This is a genomic window from Tumebacillus algifaecis (assembly GCF_002243515.1).
GTDB lineage: Bacteria > Bacillota > Bacilli > Tumebacillales > Tumebacillaceae > Tumebacillus_A > Tumebacillus_A algifaecis.
In genome coordinates this window covers 2,254,576-2,271,726 of record NZ_CP022657.1, presented here as the reverse complement: position 1 = coordinate 2,271,726, position 17,151 = coordinate 2,254,576, and the positions used below count along the sequence as shown (strand labels likewise).

Below are 17,151 nucleotides of genomic sequence, written 5' to 3'. Positions count from 1 at the left end.
CCTCTCCTATCGTTGCTTGCGCGCAAATCGCCACATCATCACGGCGCTCAACAGCACAGCAAGTCCCGCAAAAACCAATCGATTGTGTATAATCCAGACATCATCCGCGTCGTGCAATTTCCAGTGGAAGGCAAAATAGCTCACCGAATTAAAATGTAAGATCACGCCAGAGTACGCCCCCATCAGTCCTTTGATCACCGCGAACAGCATCCAAAAGCAAAGGCCCGCCAGCAGTCCGCCCAGTGAGTGGCGCATCAACACCGTTCCCAGCCCGACAACGGCTGTGCAGATCAGGTAGAGCGGCATCGTGAACAGGAGCGCCTTAAAGACCTGTTCGGACAGAGCATGCGCAAACCACATGGACAGCACGACCATGATACCAGAAAAGAACAGCCAGCCGAACAACAACCGCTCGATCAAAAATGCCAAGCGCCGCATCGGGTAAGTAAAAATCAGTTCCACGTACGACGAATCAAAATCGATCATCAACGGCCACGTCAAAAAGAAGATCAAAAGCAACACGCCAACCGTCTCATAGAGCAACGAAACGGTATCGGAGACGCTCCCTATATAAAGCGAAACGACATTTGCCGCAAGCAGGACCAGCACCAGGATGCCATATGCGAACCAAGAGCGAATCCACAAGCGCAACAGCAATGCGTATCGAGTCAGCAACCCGTTCACTGGGCGGCTCCTCCTTGCTCATAGAGCGTCAACGCTTTTGCCATATCGAAATCCTCCGGTGTTTGCGCCAACTTGTACTGCTTATATAAAAAGCGTATCAATGCTTCATACTCACGCGGCCCTTGCTCGTCATACCGTCCGATCGTCTCGATCCAACGTTCCGCCTGCTTCCGAAGCGCTTCTTCTTCTGGTTGCAGATGGTGCTGTGAATCCCAAAAATAGGTCTGGGTATAAAACTCGACAAAACGGTTATGGTCATGCGTATCTTGGAACTCTTTTCGTACCGCCCATTTTATCGCATTTACTAACAGATCGAGATGATAGGCATACTGTCCATCCGAGGTGAAAAACGCGGGATCCAAAGGCAACTGGACCAGATAGTCGGTCTTATAGTAATACATGTCTGCCTTTCTGCCTAACGTATACACGCTCCAATACTGCAGCAGAGAATCTTGTACGGAGGTAGGCTGAATCGCAGAGGCTCCGATGACGAACACCGCTTGCGGTGCCTGCTGTACACCAAGGAGGCGTTCCATATAGTTCCACCCTTGCAGTTTTGCTTGAACTTCTGCAGTTGCATAGGCGATCACGTCAGGATGCGCATATACGCGAACTCCTTCGACCGTCTTTGCGGTCAGATGTCCGCCGACAAGTGCCAAGTCGGTCGCTCGTCCGGCAAACGTGTTGGCCCCCGTCTGTGCAATCGACATGGCCAGCACCGCATCCAGTTCCTCCGCCTGCTCGATCTGCACGGTAAACTCGGTCGGACTCGGCTCCTCAAAAGTCACTTCCCGTAACTCAAAATTCAGATAGCGATTATTGTGCTCACGCGCTTTCCAAAATTCTCGCTTCCCGATCAGCGGATACCAGCCGCTTCCTTTACGCAGGAACACACGCCCCTCCTCTGCAAAGGAGGTCGATGCAAACGCATCCCAATCGGTTTGCAACACGCTGCCTTCATAGCGCATGGCGAGTTCGATCGATTCTTCCGACGCGACCGACTCCGAAAGCGTGACATTGATCGAATCTCCCACCTGTTCCCAGACGATCGCAGCATCGTTCTTCGCTCGTACTTCTTGCACCTTCAGATCGCCAAACAGCGCCAGATCAAGTTGCCGCGTTGGCTGTGTCCCATGATAGGTCGCTGTCAGCACCGCGTTGACCGTAATGCGATTGCCCCCCAGCAATGTGACTTGCAGATCGGTGCGATCCATCGAGAACTGTGTGTCCAAGCGCCTTGGGGTCTGCTCATAAAAATTTTCGTTGTTCTCTGGCAGCACCATCCGCGCTTGGGCAAACTGAACGTGTTGCTCCAGCTTCCCTTCATACATCTGCAATCGCCATGCGGTAAGCAGCAGAGCGGGCACGATCGCAATCACCAGCCCCAATCTGCCATACCGCCGCTCCGCCCCCTCCTGCCGATGCTTGCGGTACAACAGCAACATGAGCAACATAAGCGCCACACCGAACAGCAGAACTGCCGACTGGTGCAGCCACACAAGCGATTGATTCCCTGATAATTCGAACACATCTCCAAATGGGGAAAAATAATATTCGGTGAAATAAGGAGCCAACAGCCGCAGTCGCGGATTCAAAGAAGAGTGCCCGGCCACCTCGATTTGAATCCAGGACATTGCCACCCAAAGCACAGGAATCAGCAGATAGACCAGCCGGTTTTTGATCGTCTTTCCGAGCCAAAAACAAAGCGTCGAAAAGAAGAACACCGCGCCTCCCACATTCAAAAACACAAACGCCATGTGCTGTAGCCAGCCCTTCAGGTCATAGTTCCCTGTCGCCAGCCATCCCCCGAAAATGATCAGCGTCATCAAGGTGAGCACAGCGCCATATGCTTGAACAACCAACCATTTGCCGATCAACCATTCGCTGTTTTTCACTTTCCAGACTAGCAACAACTGCTCAAATCGGCTCGAGTGGTCCTTTTGAGCGAGATACGTTCCGACCAGACCTGCTACCAGCAACATCACCCACAGCACATACCACCGAAACAACAGCTCATAGAAAAACCCGGCCCGCGTATTCGGCAGATCGGTCACTTCATAAAATCCGACCGCTCCCAACCAAAACAGTGCAAAAAGAATCAAAAACCCCATCATCGTCTTGCTACGGAGCAGCAAAAGCCCTTCATAGCGCAACACCTGGCGCAGTTTAAACATGTTCCATCCCCCTCAGGATCGACATGTACCCATCTTCCACCACAGGCTTGACCAACTCTGCACCTTGCAGTGGAGGTGCACCAGCTAAAATGCGCAGGATTAAATCGCTGTGTTCCTTGCGCGAGGCGATGATCGTATGCTCTTTTTCGATCTCCTCATAGCGATTTGCAGGTACGATCGCCTCATAGACCAGACCCTCCGCCTTGGCGGCCAATTCTTGCAGGGAGCCTTGAAATTTCAGCTCCCCTCGCAACAGGACAGCCGCCTGATCGCAGCTCGCTTCGATGTCGCTGACGATGTGCGTGGAGAGCAAGATCGTCCGCTCCGCACTCAGCCTCGCGATCAGATTCCGAAAGCGAATCCGCTCCGCTGGGTCGAGTCCGGCAGTTGGTTCATCCACGATGATCAACTTGGGGTCACCGAGCAACGCCTGTGCGATGCCAAGGCGGCGCTTCATGCCGCCCGAATAACCTTTGACCCTTTTGTTCGCTTCGTCTTGTAGGTTGACTTCCTGAAGCACCCGCTCGACTTGTTGCTGACGCTCCCGACGGTCGGACAAGCCTTTCATCGAAGCTGCGTAATGCAGAAATTCCTTTCCGGTAAACTGCGTCGGCAGATTGAAATGCTGCGGCAGATAACCGAGCAGACCCCGAATCAGATGCCCTTCCTTTCGCAGATCCAAACCGTGAACCAACACCTGACCCGCATCAAAATCCAAAAGCGTACAGACGATTTGCATCAACGTCGTCTTCCCCGCCCCGTTTGGGCCAAGCAGCCCGAACAGACCAGGTTCCAGCTTCAAATCAATCCCTTTTAGCGCGTGAAACTTGCCGTACACTTTGCGCAAGCCCGCGATTTCTACCGTATGCATGAAGTTCCCCTCTCCGAACATGCTCGATCCATTTGTAGTACGTGATCACACACCTTACACGAGACACGGCCGGAAAAGGTTTCAAAATGGACGAAAAGGGTCGCAAAAAAAGTAGCAATTGGGTTGACCTGACAGATCGCCTCGATTATTGTTGTATTTAACTTTGAAAAGGGGGCCTTCCTATGATCCAAGCGGTCGTCTTTGACTTTGACGGATTGATCATCGATACGGAAACACCGTGGTATGAGGCGATGCTCGCCGTTTATCAGGAGCATGGCGCCCATCTGCCACTAGAAACCTATTTGCAATGTGTCGGAACCAGCCTCGAACAGTTCGATCCCTACCTCCATTTGGAAACCTGCATCGGGCGCTCCCTCGACCAACCACAGCTTCGGCAAAAGACAGCCGATCTCCATTCCCAACTGATGCAAGAGGTCGTCTTGCGCCCGGGCGTGGAGGACTATCTACGCCAAGCCAAACAACTCGGCATCAAGATCGGACTCGCTTCCAGTTCCAGCCGCGAATGGGTGCTTACATTCCTTGAACGCCTTGACCTGCGTCAACACTTTGAGGTGATCCGCACATCGAATGATGTCAGACGCGTAAAGCCTGATCCTGAGCTCTATCTCTCGGCACTGACAGCACTTGGGATCGATCCCGCACACGCACTCGCCTTCGAAGATTCCTACAATGGCCTGCGCGCAGCAAAAGCGGCTGGCATGCACTGCGTAATCTTCCCCAACACGATCACCAAGCACCTCGCCTTTGAAGGCTTCGACATCCGGCTCGATTCGATGGCCGAACTGCCACTACAAGACTTGATCACCCAACTCCAACAACTCAAAACAGCATGACCCTTAGCGGTCATGCTGTTTTTTCCAACTTATCACGCTGTCCCAATGCCAATGCTCAACAGACAACTGCCCTTCCCCGATGCCTTCGACCCAACGTTTGGCATGTGATCCGTCACGGTCGGCCACCCAAATATCCGCTCGTCTTCGATCCCAACGCACCCAAGTGATCGCCTGTCCACCGCTTAACACTTGCGGGTCGAAATCACCTGCCCCCGCTTGTGGCGAACTGATCGCTTGAGCAGTCCCGTCCTTTCCGTGCACCTGAAAAATTTTGGGCATGACGTTTGCCAACGGCTCGTGATCAGAAGCGGGCTCAGCACTTCTGGAGACGAGCAAGGTCTGCGCATCAAGCCAGTCAAACGAGCGGTCCGCCTGTTTGTTCGGCGTCAGCGTCCTCCCGTGTCCAAAAGGCGGTCCAAACAGTTGCAGTCGCTTTCCTACCAGTGAAAACCGTCCAATGCCTGCAATCACGCCAAGCGTGGCATCTTGGGGCGACCACTTGAACCACCGGTCATAGGCGAGCATCTCCGCCGTCGGAACAAACGTTTTGCCATCGCTGGACAGCAGGCATAATACGTTCTCGTCGGCCGACAAGGACGCGGTCTGCGTCGCAAGAAAGCTGATCCACTTGCCATCTGCCGACCATTTAAAACGGCTTGTCCCGACCGCCAAAAACTGCTGACCCTGAAAGCGAAACGTGGTCGGCAACGTGTAGAATTTGTGCACCTGTTTCGTCGCTTCATCGGGGGAAGCGATCACCTTGTACAGTTCGCTCGGCGACCATCCCATCGGCCCCAAACTGCCTGCCGCTGAGACCAAAAATCCACTTCCGTCAGGCAACCACGAATATTCGCCGACCCCAGGGACGACCTCCTGTGCACGTCGCGGATGGCCATCTCGCAAATCGGTGACCGTCAAAATTGAATCGATCCGATAGGCCAACAGGTTTTGCGTGGGCGACCAATTCACATCCTGCACAGCATCTTGCACCTGATACGTCCGACCCTTCGTCGTATCATAAAGCCACAGCTGCGCCAGGTCTGCTTGCACGCTCTCCCGCCTGAGATAGGCGATCCACTTCCCGTCTGGTGACCAACTTGGCCAAGACGCGATACCATCTGCGGTGATCGGACGCTCCTGTCCCCCTTGTTTGACCCACAGCTTTCCGTTGCGGATGAAAGCGAGTTCGAGCCAATCGCCCTGCCAAGCGGCGGCAGGTAGTGGAGTCGAGTAGATCAACAGGATCATACAGAAGAAGACCAGTCTGATGCGCTTCCAATAACGTTGCATGCGAAGCCCTCCTGACATTACATGGTATCCTCCGTACTATTTCCCACTGCTGAATCCACATGCACAAAATTGGAAAAGGCACCCAATCGGGTGCCTTTTCCTCGCTGCTCTCAATGTTTACTCTCTCTTGTACTTACAGTATAAGCAGACTTTTCGATAAAGTCAACAACTTACCTAATAAAATTTATAGACGAATAATGTAGTTTCGATTTAAAGAAAGAACCAATCCTTTACACGCGATTGGTTCTCCTCTCCTGCGCTTACTGCAGCGTCGAATCTGTCATATCGAAAATCATTTGATCTTTCGTCTTCACCGCGCGGACCGGCTGTGCTGTCTGCGCTTCCTCGACGAAGTAGGCCCGCAGTTCCTCTGCCAAATGCTGCGGGACCTCAGCATGCAGATAAGTGCCCGTCTCGCGATGCTCTTCCATAAAGAGTCGCCCTTCACGGTGAATTTTCGCCACCAAAGCGCTCTCCCGATACGGCACCTCCGCCTTGACGATCAGATGGCGCACTCCGACCAAGTCGTCGATCTTCTCCATCATATCCAGCACCCCGTCACCTTTCAGCGCAGACAAGCGAATCGTCTCCGTCGAGTTCGGATCATTGCCAATCCAAGTGCCCGGCACAAGGTCAATTTTATTAAACGCGGTCAGCACCGGACGGTTTAGCACGTCAAGCTGTCCAAGCACTTGATAGACCGTGTTCATCTGCACGTCATAATTTGGATGGGATGCATCGACGACATGAACGATCAGATCGGCCTCCGCAGTTTCTTCGAGCGTCGAGCGGAACGCCTTGACCAGCGAGTGTGGCAGTTTCTGGATAAAACCGACCGTATCTGAGAAGATCGCCGTCTTGCCATCGGGCAACTGCACTTGCCGCGTTGTCGTGTCTAGCGTATCGAACAGTCGGTTGCGCCCTTCGGCGACATCTTTGCTGCCAGTCCCGTAGCGCTCGACGATCTTGCGCATCAACGTCGATTTGCCGGCGTTGGTATAGCCTACAAATGCGATCACCGGGACTTCCTGCTTTTTGCGGCGCTGACGGTGCAGGTCGCGGTGTTTGCGCACTTCATCCAACTGACGGCTCAGTTCGACCAGACGGCGATGGATATAGCGTCGATCTGTCTCCAACTTGGTCTCACCTGGCCCGCGGGTACCGACCCCGCCGCCAAGCCGCGACATGGAGGCACCTCGTCCGGTCAGGCGCGGCAGCAGGTAGTTGAGCTGCGCAAGTTCGACCTGCAGTTTGCCTTCCCGCGTTTTGGCGCGCAAAGCGAAGATATCTAAAATGATCTGGGTGCGGTCGAGCACTCGGCAAGGCAGCGCGTCTTGTAGGTTGCGCACATGTTTGGGCGACAGTTCTGAGTCAAAGACGACGAGATCCGCTTCCAATTCTTCCACCACGGCGCGAAGTTCGGCGAGCTTTCCGCTTCCGATATAGGTTGCCGAATCGGGCAACCCGCGGTTTTGCACCACTTCGGACACCACTTCCGCACCCGCCGTTTCCACTAAGCCGTGCAATTCTTGAAACGCCATCGTCCAAACCATTTCATCCTGTTGATTCAAACGTAGTCCAACGAGCACCGCTCGCTCGACGCGATCGATTTGTTCCTGAATTTCATGCATGTGACCATTCCTTTTTATCTGATCTTAGCTGTTATTGTAACACCGTCCAGCTTTCATACACCACCGTCTCTGAACTCATTCGTCCAGACTCGATCCATTCCAGCGCTTTTCGGACCAGCGGCGAGGTGTTCGCCTCTTCTAGTTCGCCAAGATGCACCCACTCCAACCCGAACGAATCGTTCAGTTCGAGTGCACCGCCCTTTTGCAGCACCTGTTCGATCGAGCCGACCGACGCCTCCTCTTCCGCAAGCGTCGCCTCATAAAAGACGGCGATGTGGTACAGATGGGTCGTATCCTTTAAAAGGTGGGGTACAACAAAATCATAAGCACCCAAATTTTGCTGAACGGTCACTGGCATGCCTGTCTCTTCTAAAAATTCACGCTGCAACGCTTCCAGCATCCCTTCGCCGGGATCGACCGAACCACCGGGCAAATCGTAGCGTCCACGGTAAGGGCCGCCCGCTTTTTCCACAACGAGCAACGCCTCTCTCTCTTCATCGTAGCAGATGCCATAGACCCCCAAATGACGGTGCCAACACGCCTCCATCTCCAACGCCTCCTTTGATCCGGTACTATCATCTAGTATAATGAAAAAATCAACTGCATTCCAAGGAAAGGAAGACTGCTTGTGAAATATTTGAAATTTAAAGGCCAAAAAGTTGGCATCACCACCGAGCGCATTGCTGAGGAAGACCGCGACGCAGATAAGTTCTACTACGAGATGCGACACGATGAGGAGCACCCTCATCTGCCTTACCTGATTGAAGAAAGCGTCGAGGAAGCTGGCTTTTGGGGTACGATGGTCACCGAAGAGCCTTTCGAATTGAACCAAGGCGATTTTCACTCGCTGACCGAAGAACTGGGATTGAAACTGGCCGAAAAATTTGGCCTGCTGCAATAAGCAAAAACCACCGGAGCACTCGCTCTTGGTGGTTTTTGCTTTTCCGCACGTGAATCCGAAAGGTCAGACCTATTTTCTTGCGTGTCATCACAACTTGCTGACGTATGGAAGCGATGTTGGTCTTCATTTCTCGGCAGTTTTGCTTCGCTTGAATAGGAGAAAACGGTTATGATGGGGCGCTCTGACTTCGTCGCATCGACACGGGATTTGACTTCACCTTGTCCGTATTGCTTCGCTTATCTGAGACAACACGCCGAAAATGGGACTCCCTCATTCCGTCTCTGTGACACAATGTTGGTCTTCATTTCTCGTCCAATTCGCTTAACTTGGACAATACTTCGATGATTGGCTCCACTTGCTGCAATTGCTGCATGATGTGTGCGCCGCTTCCTCGTCCAAGGCCCAATAGTTGAGTCCCGCTCAAGGAAATCGGCAATCTTATCCCGTTAAGGCATCGGCCCCAGCCGATGTATTCCTCTTGATCCTGTGTTGCCGCTTCCATAATCGAATGTTCACTGATACAGAATATTTCCACAGCAATGAAATCTTTCAAGTTGATACGTGCCCTGCCATCAAGCTGAAGCACGGATAATCACATGGTGACTCCCCTGTTCATCGATTCGGCCAACACAACCAGAAACTCGCCTATCGATTCGATCTGCGTTCCCTTTCGACCTATATTCACTGCAGATTAACAGATCGATCGCCCTTCGATCATGCGATCTTAATCATCCCAGCACACGACGATAGCAAGCGATTACCGCGACCGCATACGATCTGCCAACCAGTTTCAATCCACACTCGCATGCCCCCCCACTCGTTTGCTATTCTTCCCTCGTTTGCTCCCTTCCGTCACTCATGCTCTAGTTGCTCATTTTCATTCCCAAGGAAATGAGATAATTCGCGCAAATCTACAAGAAGCGGCTCGATCTGTCACTTGATGTCGAGGCCGCAGTTGTGTGGATGCTCTTACTGCCAACGTTCTACGTCCCAGACGTGATCCACCCAGCCCTGATAAAATTCTGGTTCGTGTGTAACGAGTAACACGGTGCCCGCATAGTTGCGCAATGCTTCTTGCAACGCTTCCTTGGCTGCCTGATCAAGATGGTTGGTCGGCTCATCGAGTACGAGCAGATTGCTGTCGGCGAGCATCAGGTGGCACAGGCGCACCTTGCTTTGTTCCCCACCGCTCAGCGAACGCATCGACTGGCCGATGTGATCGGCACGCAGGCCACAGCGGGCCAGCGCTGTGCGAACTTCTTTTTGTGTCAGCTTGGGATGCGCATGCCAGACATCTTCGAGTGCGGTGTGCACCGCTTTCGACTCGACTTCCTGCTCAAAATAGGCAGGTTTGACCCGGTCTCCGAGCTTCAACGAGCCACCTAGCGCCGGAAGTCTGCCCAGCAAGGTGCGCAACGTTGTCGTCTTCCCAATGCCGTTGTAACCGACCAGAGCAACTTTTTCCCCGCGTTTGATGAGCAGATCGATCGGTGCAAAAAGCGCTTTGTCAAAACCTACGCTCAGTCCTTGCGCGATCAGCACTTTGCTGACCGGCTCGACCTTGACCGCGAAAGAAAATCGCGGGCGCGGCACGGGCAATGGTTTCTCGATGCGCTCCATCTTTTGCAGGCGTTTCTCACGACTTTTGGCCTGCTTAGAGGTCGAGACCCGCGCTTTGTTTTTCTGCACGTACGCTTCCAGCTTTTCAATCTCTTGTTGCTGGCGAACATACGCTTGGTCGGTCTGATGTTTGCGCTGTTCGAAAGCGGCCACATATTGCTGATAGCTGCCTGGAAAGCGGGTCAGCGTCTGGTGCTCCAAATGGTAGACCACGTTGACGACACGACTCAAAAAATGCTTGTCGTGGGAGATCAACACAAACGCATGCGGATAGCTCTGCAAATGATCGGTCAGCCATTCGATGTGCGCAGTATCAAGATAGTTGGTAGGCTCATCGAGCAAGAGCACTTCCGGCTTTTGCAACAGCAGTTTGGCAAGCAACAGCTTCGTTCGCTGACCGCCGCTCAGTGCACCGACGTCGCTGTCCAATCCTAGCGCGGTCAGTCCAAGACCGCCCGCCACCGCCTCTATTTTTGCATCGACTGCGTAAAATTCTTGTGCTTCCAAAAATTCTTGCAACTGCCCGAAGCGCTTGAGCAGAGCATCCAATTGCTTCTCGTTCGCCGTCCCCATCTCCTCAGCCGCTTGGAGCATGTCGCGTTCGGCAACATACAAGTTGGCAAACGCCTCGCGTAAAAAATCACGCATCGTCGTGCCCGATTGCAGTTCAGCATGTTGCTCCAAAAAGCCTGGCTTGAGCTGTGGCAACCACTCGATCTGCCCTGCGTCAGGGATCGTCTGCCCGATCAAAATTTTCAGCAAGGTCGATTTTCCCGCACCGTTCGGCCCGACCAAACCGACATGTTCACCTTGCAACAGCCGAAATTGAACGTCTCGCAAGACCGTCTTCTCGCCAAATCCATGTGTCAATCGTTCCACCTGTACAATACTCATTTAAGCCACTCCTTCGCTTGGTGATTCCGTAACCAAACGCCAAGCGCAAGACACGACGAGTGAGAAATAGAAAAACGGGTAGAGCAAAACACGCTCTACCCGTGTGTATGGCAAATCAGGGCTCGCCGATACAAAGGGTCCGTGCTCCGTCTCGCTGTTCTTGCAACTTGGCAGTTGTCTAAAAATGGGCAGACTTCTCCCGTCTTTACGACAACACCTGTTGCAAAACAACGGACTTCAACATAGGATCCCTTTCACCCCTTTACGATTGATTGTACATAATTTACCACCATTTTACACACAGCGCAAGCCTCTTGTTCGCCCAATGTTGCGTTTCTTTCGAAAAAAGCATAGGTCAAGCGGCCCCCTGCGTAGGGTTAAAACATCAAAGAGGTCAGGAGGTCTCGAGAAATGTCGCTCGTTCTCTTGGAAGACTTGCGCAAACCGCTACCAAAAAGACGCTACGCATTCGTCCAATCTTTTCGCATCTTCCGTCCTGTCGTCAAGGCTACCCGCTTCGCTTACCGCGGCAGCCGCTTCTTGCTCCGGCAAGCGATCGCGGTGATTCGAAGTAACAAAGGACAGACGTCACACGAGGAAGTTCAAGTGGTGAAGCAACAACATTAGCGTCAAAAGACGCAAGGCCGCGGGGCCTTGCGTCTTTTCGTACATCTGTCTACCTTGTCTGATTTCACGTATCTGCGAGTGCTTATCCGTTTCCGCCATACACTTTGTAAAACATATCGTATTTATTGCCAGAGTCTTCGTCTGACGCGGCGGCAGGCTTGGCTGCGTTTCCATTTTTATGGTTCCCAGTTTTGTTGTTCTGACCGCGGGTCGGGATGCGGTTACGGAACTGTTCGCGGTGTACAGTGAGGTCTTGCAGTGAGCGAATGTTGTTCTTCCCCCACTCAAAAAGTATCCGATCGATATAGCGGAAGTTGAACTTCCCGGCCAACACGGCCTCTTTTAGCGCCTCGCGGATCATTTCTTCACGATACTGATCGTCGTCGATCCAACTGGAGATCCGCTCATATTCGATCGGCGAGATCGGACGGCCAAACTCTTGTTCGAACAACGCATAGAGGTTCTGCCGCTGTTCCCGCTTCTCCAACATCTCGTAGCTTGAAACGTTCTTCTTCACCGGTTTTGGTTCGAGCAATTGGGCAAGCTTGGCATAGAGCGGCCGCAAGTTGAACGTATCGTGCCCCAAGCCGTGCTCATCAATATCGAGCAGACCGCGATGCACCAGTTGCTGCAACATGCCTGACAGCACATCTGGATGCACGGTCATTCGCTCGCTCAGTTCGCGCGGTGTCGGAAAACCGACCCCCTCTTGATGAAATTGCATCAAGTGCAGGACCAACATCATCTCTTCATCAGAGAGTCCTAACCGCTTATAGTCACGCAATAAAATCCCCGGAATGGCGACAAATCCGGATGACATGAGAACGGTGAATGCGTTGTCGTGGGACTGTCTCTGCATCCGTTTCTCTCCCCCTCTTCACTAGTAGCGACCCCTAGTATATCACATGTTGTAGGCGAACAGAGGTACGTAAATGCAAAAAAGGACAAGCATATTCTACTTGTCCTTTGCTCGATGCAATTTACGGATAGAGACGATACAAGGTGCGTGGGATCATGATCGTTTCACGGATGTGATCGATCCCGCAAATCCACGCGATCGTGCGCTCAAGTCCGATCCCAAAGCCGGAGTGCGGCACAGAACCATACTGACGCAGTTCGAGGTACCAGTTGTAGGAGTCATCGAAATTCTCTTGTGCGAAGCGCTCTTTCATCAGTTCATAATCATGAATGCGTTCCGAACCGCCGACGATCTCGCCGTAGCCTTCCGGTGCCAGCAGGTCTGCACCAAGAATGACATCCGGGTTCTCCGGGTCGGGCTGCATGTAAAACGCTTTGATGTTGGCCGGCCACTTTTCGACGAATACAGGCAGATCGAAGTGGTTGGTCAGCTCCGTTTCATGCGGTGCGCCAAAATCTTCGCCGTATGGGAAATCGTGTCCTTTTTCCTGAAGGATCTTGACCGCTTCCGCATAGGTGATGATCGGGAATTTCTCAGCGACCACGCGCTCCAGCGGTGCTGTATCACGTTCCAGCACTTTTAACTCGGTCGGGCAGTGATCGAGGATATGCTTGATCGTATATTTGACCAGCGCCTCTTGGATCTGCAAATTTTCTTTGTGTTCGACATAAGCCATCTCCGGCTCGATCATCCAAAACTCGTTCATGTGCTTGCGAGTCTTCGATTTCTCCGCGCGGAACGTCGGACCGAAGGAATAGACGCGGCCCAGCGCCATCGCAGCCGCTTCCATATAGAGCTGGCCCGATTGCGACAAGTACGCATTTTCGCCGTTCACATATTCGGTTTCGAACATGTTGGTCGTGCCTTCTGCCGAAGACGGGGTCAAGATCGGCGGATCGACTTGCGTAAAGCCGTTTTCGTCAAAGAACGCACGCATGCCTTTGATCACTTCGGCGCGGATTTTCAAAATGGCGCGTTGGCGCGGCGAACGAATCCACAGATGACGGTGGTCGAGCAGGAAGTCAACGCCGTGCTCTTTCGGAGTGATCGGGTAGTCTTCCGTGCGGGAGACGACTTCAATGTTCGTTACGGTGAGCTCGTAGCCGATCTGCGAGCGCTCTTCCTTGCGCACGATGCCAGTGACGCGGATGGAAGATTCTTGCGACAAACCTTTCGCCAGATCGAACAGCTCTTCGGGCACGTCTTGTTTGACCACTACGCACTGGATAAACCCACTGCCATCGCGGAAGTTCAAGAAAGCGATCTTGCCGGAGGAACGTTTGTTCCAGAGCCAGCCTTCCAATACTACTTCTTGATCGACAAATTCGCCAATACGTTCAATTCTTGCTTTTACTGTCACTTGCTATCCCTCCAACGGTTACGAAAACAGGAAATCAATAACGTTTGTAGTTAGTGAACATTATAGTTCACTTTCCCCGAAAAAACCAGTTTCCAGATATACTTTAAGTAGGAAAGGATGAGGAATTGATCAGTTTTCATAAATTGCGGGAGATCGACCTACCGTTGCTCCATGATTGGCTGAATCGACCGCACGTCAGAGAGACGTTCAGCGGCATGGGGGGGATGACAATCGAAGAGGTTCGCAACAAGTATGTGCTCCGCATCATTCGCTCCACTACACTTTTGAAGGTTCATCGCTATACAAATGGTTCCACAAAAAGCCCAGCAAATTGTTCCAGCCTTCTTCATGCTCGTGATATTCTTGATCCCACTCCGGCCCATTGCCAAATGCTCGGTGCTCCAACTGCACGCAGGTCTCACCCCTGCGTTCTTGCAAGTCGATCGTAACTTCGGTCGGGGGAAGATCGGTCAGATACCAGCGCCACGATAGGCGAATGCACTTGCCTGGCACCAGTTCCTGCACATAGCCAGTGCCATCGGTCGGAAACTCATCGCGTAGCCAATAAGACCCGCCTTGACGCGGATCAAGAAACGCTTCGCGGGCCAGCCAGGTCATCAACTGACTGCGGTCGGTGAACGCATGATAGACACGCTGAGCTGAGAAAGGCACGACCGTCTCCTTGAGGATCGACCGCGTCTTCCCCCGTCCCGTCACGTGCGCCAACGTGTCGAGCGCCTCGTCCCAGCGTGCGCTATGTAAAGCGGTCGCACGGTCCCACTCCGGCCCATCGCCAAATCCCGTCTCGGTCAGCAGCAGACGAGTACCGCCCAGCTCTGCCGAAAGCGATATGTGCACCACCGTATCGTGCCCTTGGAACTCGCTCTCCCAACGGAACGCAAACGAGGAGCCTGGGGTCGCTTCGACAAGCAAACAGTTTCGCTCCACCTGCTGATGCGGATACTCCCACGTCAGTTTCAGCACTTCGCCGTCCTGTGCAGCCCGATGGGACAACCAGCGCGTGATCTCCGTCGGCTGGGAGAGCATCATATACACTTCATTTGTCGTCGCTCCCAGCACCAGACATCGCTCGATGACTCGCGTTCCGCATTCATAGCGATTGTTCATCAGGCACTGCACCGCCCTTCTGTCCAGTTCTATTTGCACCCATTATAGAACAAAGGCAGTGGAAAACAAAATCCGCCGCTCCTACGTGGAGCGGCGGATCTCTGTGTGTAATGCCCTTTGTCAGACTGCGAGTGGTTGCTTCTCGTTCACAGCCATCCACGCGCGGAACTGATCGCCAGACATGTTCTCATCTCGAACGAGGTTGACCGACAGTGTTGCAATGCCATCTTTGTAGACGGATAGCAATTCGCTGGTCGCATCGTAAAGGTCGGCAAAAATGCGGCGAATCTCTTCATCGAGCACATTTCGCTGCAGGTTATCAATATCGACGATCCCAAGCGAAGAGAGACCACAGGCGACGATGGTGCGCGCCATGTTGGTCGCTTGCTGAATGTCGCCCTGCGCTCCGGTAGAACGGTTGCCGTAGATCAGTTCTTCGGCCACCGTGCCGCCCAGCGCGATTTTGATCTGATCGACCAGTTGATCGTAGGTGTAGAGGTAGCCGTCCGATTCCGGCACTTGACGGACAAATCCGAGCGCGTTGCCGCGCGGGGCAATCGTGATATGCGAAACGGAGCGCTTGCGCACCGACTCGCTTACAATCGCGTGGCCCAATTCATGCACCGCCACGCGCTCCAGTTCTTCTTGACGCGGACGCTTGCCGGTGCGCTCCCCGAGCAGAACTTTGTCTACCGAGTCGCGGAAGTGCAGCTGTTCGATCTGCTCTTTGTTTTCACGCATCGCCATGATCGCCGCTTCATTGCACAAACTCTCCAACTGCGCGCCGGAGAAACCGTACGCTTCCGCCGCGACTTTTTCCAGATCGACCGAATCGGCCAGCGGGCGTTTTTTCGTCTGAATCTGCAGGATATGCAAACGACCGTTCTTATCTGGCAGATCGACTTTGATCTGACGGTCGAAACGGCCTGGACGAATCAACGCTGGGTCGAGCATGTCCAGACGGTTGGTCGCTGCGATCACCAGTACGAGCGGCGAAGAGGTGGTCTGCATGCCGTCCATCTCGGTCAGCAGTTGGTTGAGCGTCTGGTCATACTCTTGATGCGACTGGTTGCCGCCACGCTTGCCGCCGATGACATCGATCTCGTCGATAAAGATGATCGCCGAGTCTTTGCCCTCTTTTTTCGCCTGCGCACGCGCTTTTTGGAACATCTGACGCACGCGAGAGGCCCCGACACCGACGTACATCTCCACAAATTCCGAACCAGATGCTGACACAAACACCGAATCGGTGTACGTGGCGGCCGCTTTCGCCAACAGCGTTTTGCCCGTTCCCGGAGGCCCGGTCAAGATGATACCTTTCAGAGGATTGATACCCAGTTGCTTGATCTTTTCACGATGACGCAGAAAATCGAGCGCTTCGGTCAATTCGCGCTTCGCCATATCCTGACCGCCGATCTCATCAAATTCGATGCGGTGCGACTTGGCCACCTCATGGGACAGCGCTGCCGTCGCACTGCGGTTTCTGTCGATCACAAACGCAAACGTCAACAAAATGCCAAACAGCAGCAAAAATGGTACGGTGAACTGTTGGAAGTTGAAAGCGACAAAGGTGATCGTCGCAATCCCAACCCCAATGATCAATTCTTTGAGGTAGCGCTTCATTGCGACGACACCCCCTTCAGTGTGAACGCTGTAAGTTTTTGGTACGGAACAACTTCATACAGGTACTTACCGTCCTGGTTCAACTCAATAAAAATATGGTTCTCATTCATCGAAATCTTTGATTCGATGCCCTCTAGTTTCGCTTGTGCGCTCATGCTTTTGATCATCTCCGGAAATTCTCCTTTGGCGATCCCCGCATACAACGTCGGCTGCAAGTTTTGATAGGTCTGTTGCAACTGATCCTGACGGCGATCGACGAGGTCGATCGTCACAGACGGGCCGAGTGCTTCTTGCACGACCTTTTCGACGACTTCGTAGGCCGTTTGTAAATCGGACACCTGTTTCATGGTGACTTTGATCTCGCGATGTTGACCGTTAACAACCGATTCCACCTGCTCAACGGTGCCGGCTGCCATCAGCTGATCTTCGAGTGGGCGTACCAGTCCAAAATTACGGTACAGTTCCCATCCGCCGAACAAAAGCGACAGCGTGACACAAGTGATGGCCAGAATCGGAATGAGCCGAATTCGAGACATGGTCATCCCTCCTCTTCCACAATCTATTATTGATCTTGT

The 17,151-nt window shown here is 53.0% G+C and carries 16 protein-coding genes; 3 read left to right on the top strand and 13 right to left on the bottom strand.

All coding sequences use genetic code 11. The features are described 5' to 3' along the window. Positions 1–6: 6 nt before the first annotated feature. From CIG75_RS10060 to CIG75_RS10050, 3 genes are read right to left on the bottom strand one after another with little or no spacing between them, the layout of a single operon-like run. On the bottom strand, positions 7–684 hold the full coding sequence (locus CIG75_RS10060) for a hypothetical protein (RefSeq protein ID WP_094236546.1): 678 nt from the start codon (positions 682–684) through the stop codon (positions 7–9). Beyond that, positions 681–2,858 (bottom strand): ABC transporter permease, encoded by a 2,178-nt coding sequence (locus CIG75_RS10055; RefSeq protein ID WP_094236545.1) that lies wholly within the window; start codon positions 2,856–2,858, stop codon positions 681–683. Before CIG75_RS10055 ends, CIG75_RS10060 begins: the two co-directional genes overlap by 4 nt. Further along, on the bottom strand, positions 2,851–3,729 hold the full coding sequence (locus CIG75_RS10050; protein ID WP_094236544.1) for an ABC transporter ATP-binding protein: 879 nt from the start codon (positions 3,727–3,729) through the stop codon (positions 2,851–2,853). Before CIG75_RS10050 ends, CIG75_RS10055 begins: the two co-directional genes overlap by 8 nt. 182 nt (positions 3,730–3,911) lie before the next feature. Here CIG75_RS10050 and CIG75_RS10045 point away from each other — a divergent pair, with 182 nt between their 5' ends. Next, positions 3,912–4,583 carry an HAD family hydrolase gene (locus CIG75_RS10045; RefSeq protein WP_094236543.1) on the top strand — a complete coding sequence of 224 codons (672 nt, stop codon included), beginning with the start codon at positions 3,912–3,914 and terminating at the stop codon, positions 4,581–4,583. Positions 4,584–4,586: 3 nt separating this feature from the next. Here the strand turns inward: CIG75_RS10045 and CIG75_RS10040 are convergent, their stop codons facing one another. From CIG75_RS10040 to CIG75_RS10030, 3 genes are all read right to left on the bottom strand, one after another. Continuing rightward, positions 4,587–5,873: a TolB-like translocation protein gene (locus CIG75_RS10040; protein ID WP_157729493.1), complete on the bottom strand. Its 1,287-nt coding sequence runs from the start codon at positions 5,871–5,873 to the stop codon at positions 4,587–4,589. 260 nt (positions 5,874–6,133) lie between these two features. Beyond that, complete coding sequence (hflX, locus tag CIG75_RS10035; protein ID WP_094236541.1) at positions 6,134–7,504, bottom strand: GTPase HflX; 1,371 nt, start codon at positions 7,502–7,504, stop codon at positions 6,134–6,136. 31 nt (positions 7,505–7,535) lie between these two features. After that, the gene (locus CIG75_RS10030) at positions 7,536–8,051 is read right to left on the bottom strand and encodes an NUDIX hydrolase (protein WP_157729492.1); all 516 of its coding nucleotides are present in this window, start codon (positions 8,049–8,051) and stop codon (positions 7,536–7,538) included. An 81-nt stretch (positions 8,052–8,132) separates the two neighbouring features. Between CIG75_RS10030 and CIG75_RS10025 the strand changes: the two genes are divergently transcribed. Further along, positions 8,133–8,405, top strand: a complete 273-nt coding sequence (locus CIG75_RS10025) for an LPD28 domain-containing protein (RefSeq protein ID WP_157729491.1) — start codon at positions 8,133–8,135, stop codon at positions 8,403–8,405. Between the two features lie 301 nt (positions 8,406–8,706). On the opposite strand, the gene CIG75_RS10020 is transcribed toward CIG75_RS10025, so the two are convergent. Next, positions 8,707–8,958, bottom strand: a complete 252-nt coding sequence (locus CIG75_RS10020; protein WP_157729490.1) for a hypothetical protein — start codon at positions 8,956–8,958, stop codon at positions 8,707–8,709. 416 nt (positions 8,959–9,374) lie between these two features. After that, positions 9,375–10,919 carry an ABC-F family ATP-binding cassette domain-containing protein gene (locus CIG75_RS10015; RefSeq protein ID WP_094236537.1) on the bottom strand — a complete coding sequence of 515 codons (1,545 nt, stop codon included), beginning with the start codon at positions 10,917–10,919 and terminating at the stop codon, positions 9,375–9,377. Between the two features lie 411 nt (positions 10,920–11,330). Here CIG75_RS10015 and CIG75_RS10010 point away from each other — a divergent pair, with 411 nt between their 5' ends. Then, positions 11,331–11,546, top strand: coding sequence for a hypothetical protein (locus CIG75_RS10010; RefSeq protein ID WP_094236536.1), 216 nt, complete (start codon positions 11,331–11,333; stop codon positions 11,544–11,546). Positions 11,547–11,628: 82 nt separating this feature from the next. Here CIG75_RS10010 and CIG75_RS10005 read toward each other — a convergent pair whose 3' ends face one another. The 5 genes from CIG75_RS10005 to CIG75_RS09985 all read right to left on the bottom strand — a co-directional run bounded on the left by CIG75_RS10005 (position 11,629) and on the right by CIG75_RS09985 (position 17,112). Continuing rightward, the gene (locus tag CIG75_RS10005) at positions 11,629–12,405 is read right to left on the bottom strand and encodes a DnaD domain-containing protein (protein ID WP_094236535.1); all 777 of its coding nucleotides are present in this window, start codon (positions 12,403–12,405) and stop codon (positions 11,629–11,631) included. Positions 12,406–12,526: 121 nt separating this feature from the next. Beyond that, positions 12,527–13,825 carry an asparagine--tRNA ligase gene (gene asnS, locus CIG75_RS10000; RefSeq protein ID WP_094236534.1) on the bottom strand — a complete coding sequence of 433 codons (1,299 nt, stop codon included), beginning with the start codon at positions 13,823–13,825 and terminating at the stop codon, positions 12,527–12,529. Positions 13,826–14,101: 276 nt separating this feature from the next. Beyond that, positions 14,102–14,953 (bottom strand): SRPBCC family protein, encoded by an 852-nt coding sequence (locus CIG75_RS09995; protein ID WP_094236533.1) that lies wholly within the window; start codon positions 14,951–14,953, stop codon positions 14,102–14,104. Between the two features lie 120 nt (positions 14,954–15,073). Beyond that, a complete protein-coding gene (locus CIG75_RS09990; protein WP_094236532.1) occupies positions 15,074–16,576 on the bottom strand; it encodes an AAA family ATPase in 1,503 nt (500 codons plus the stop codon). Continuing rightward, positions 16,573–17,112, bottom strand: a complete 540-nt coding sequence (locus tag CIG75_RS09985) for a hypothetical protein (RefSeq protein ID WP_094236531.1) — start codon at positions 17,110–17,112, stop codon at positions 16,573–16,575. The genes CIG75_RS09990 and CIG75_RS09985 overlap by 4 nt, the downstream gene beginning before the upstream one ends. Between the last annotated feature and the right edge of the window lie 39 nt (positions 17,113–17,151).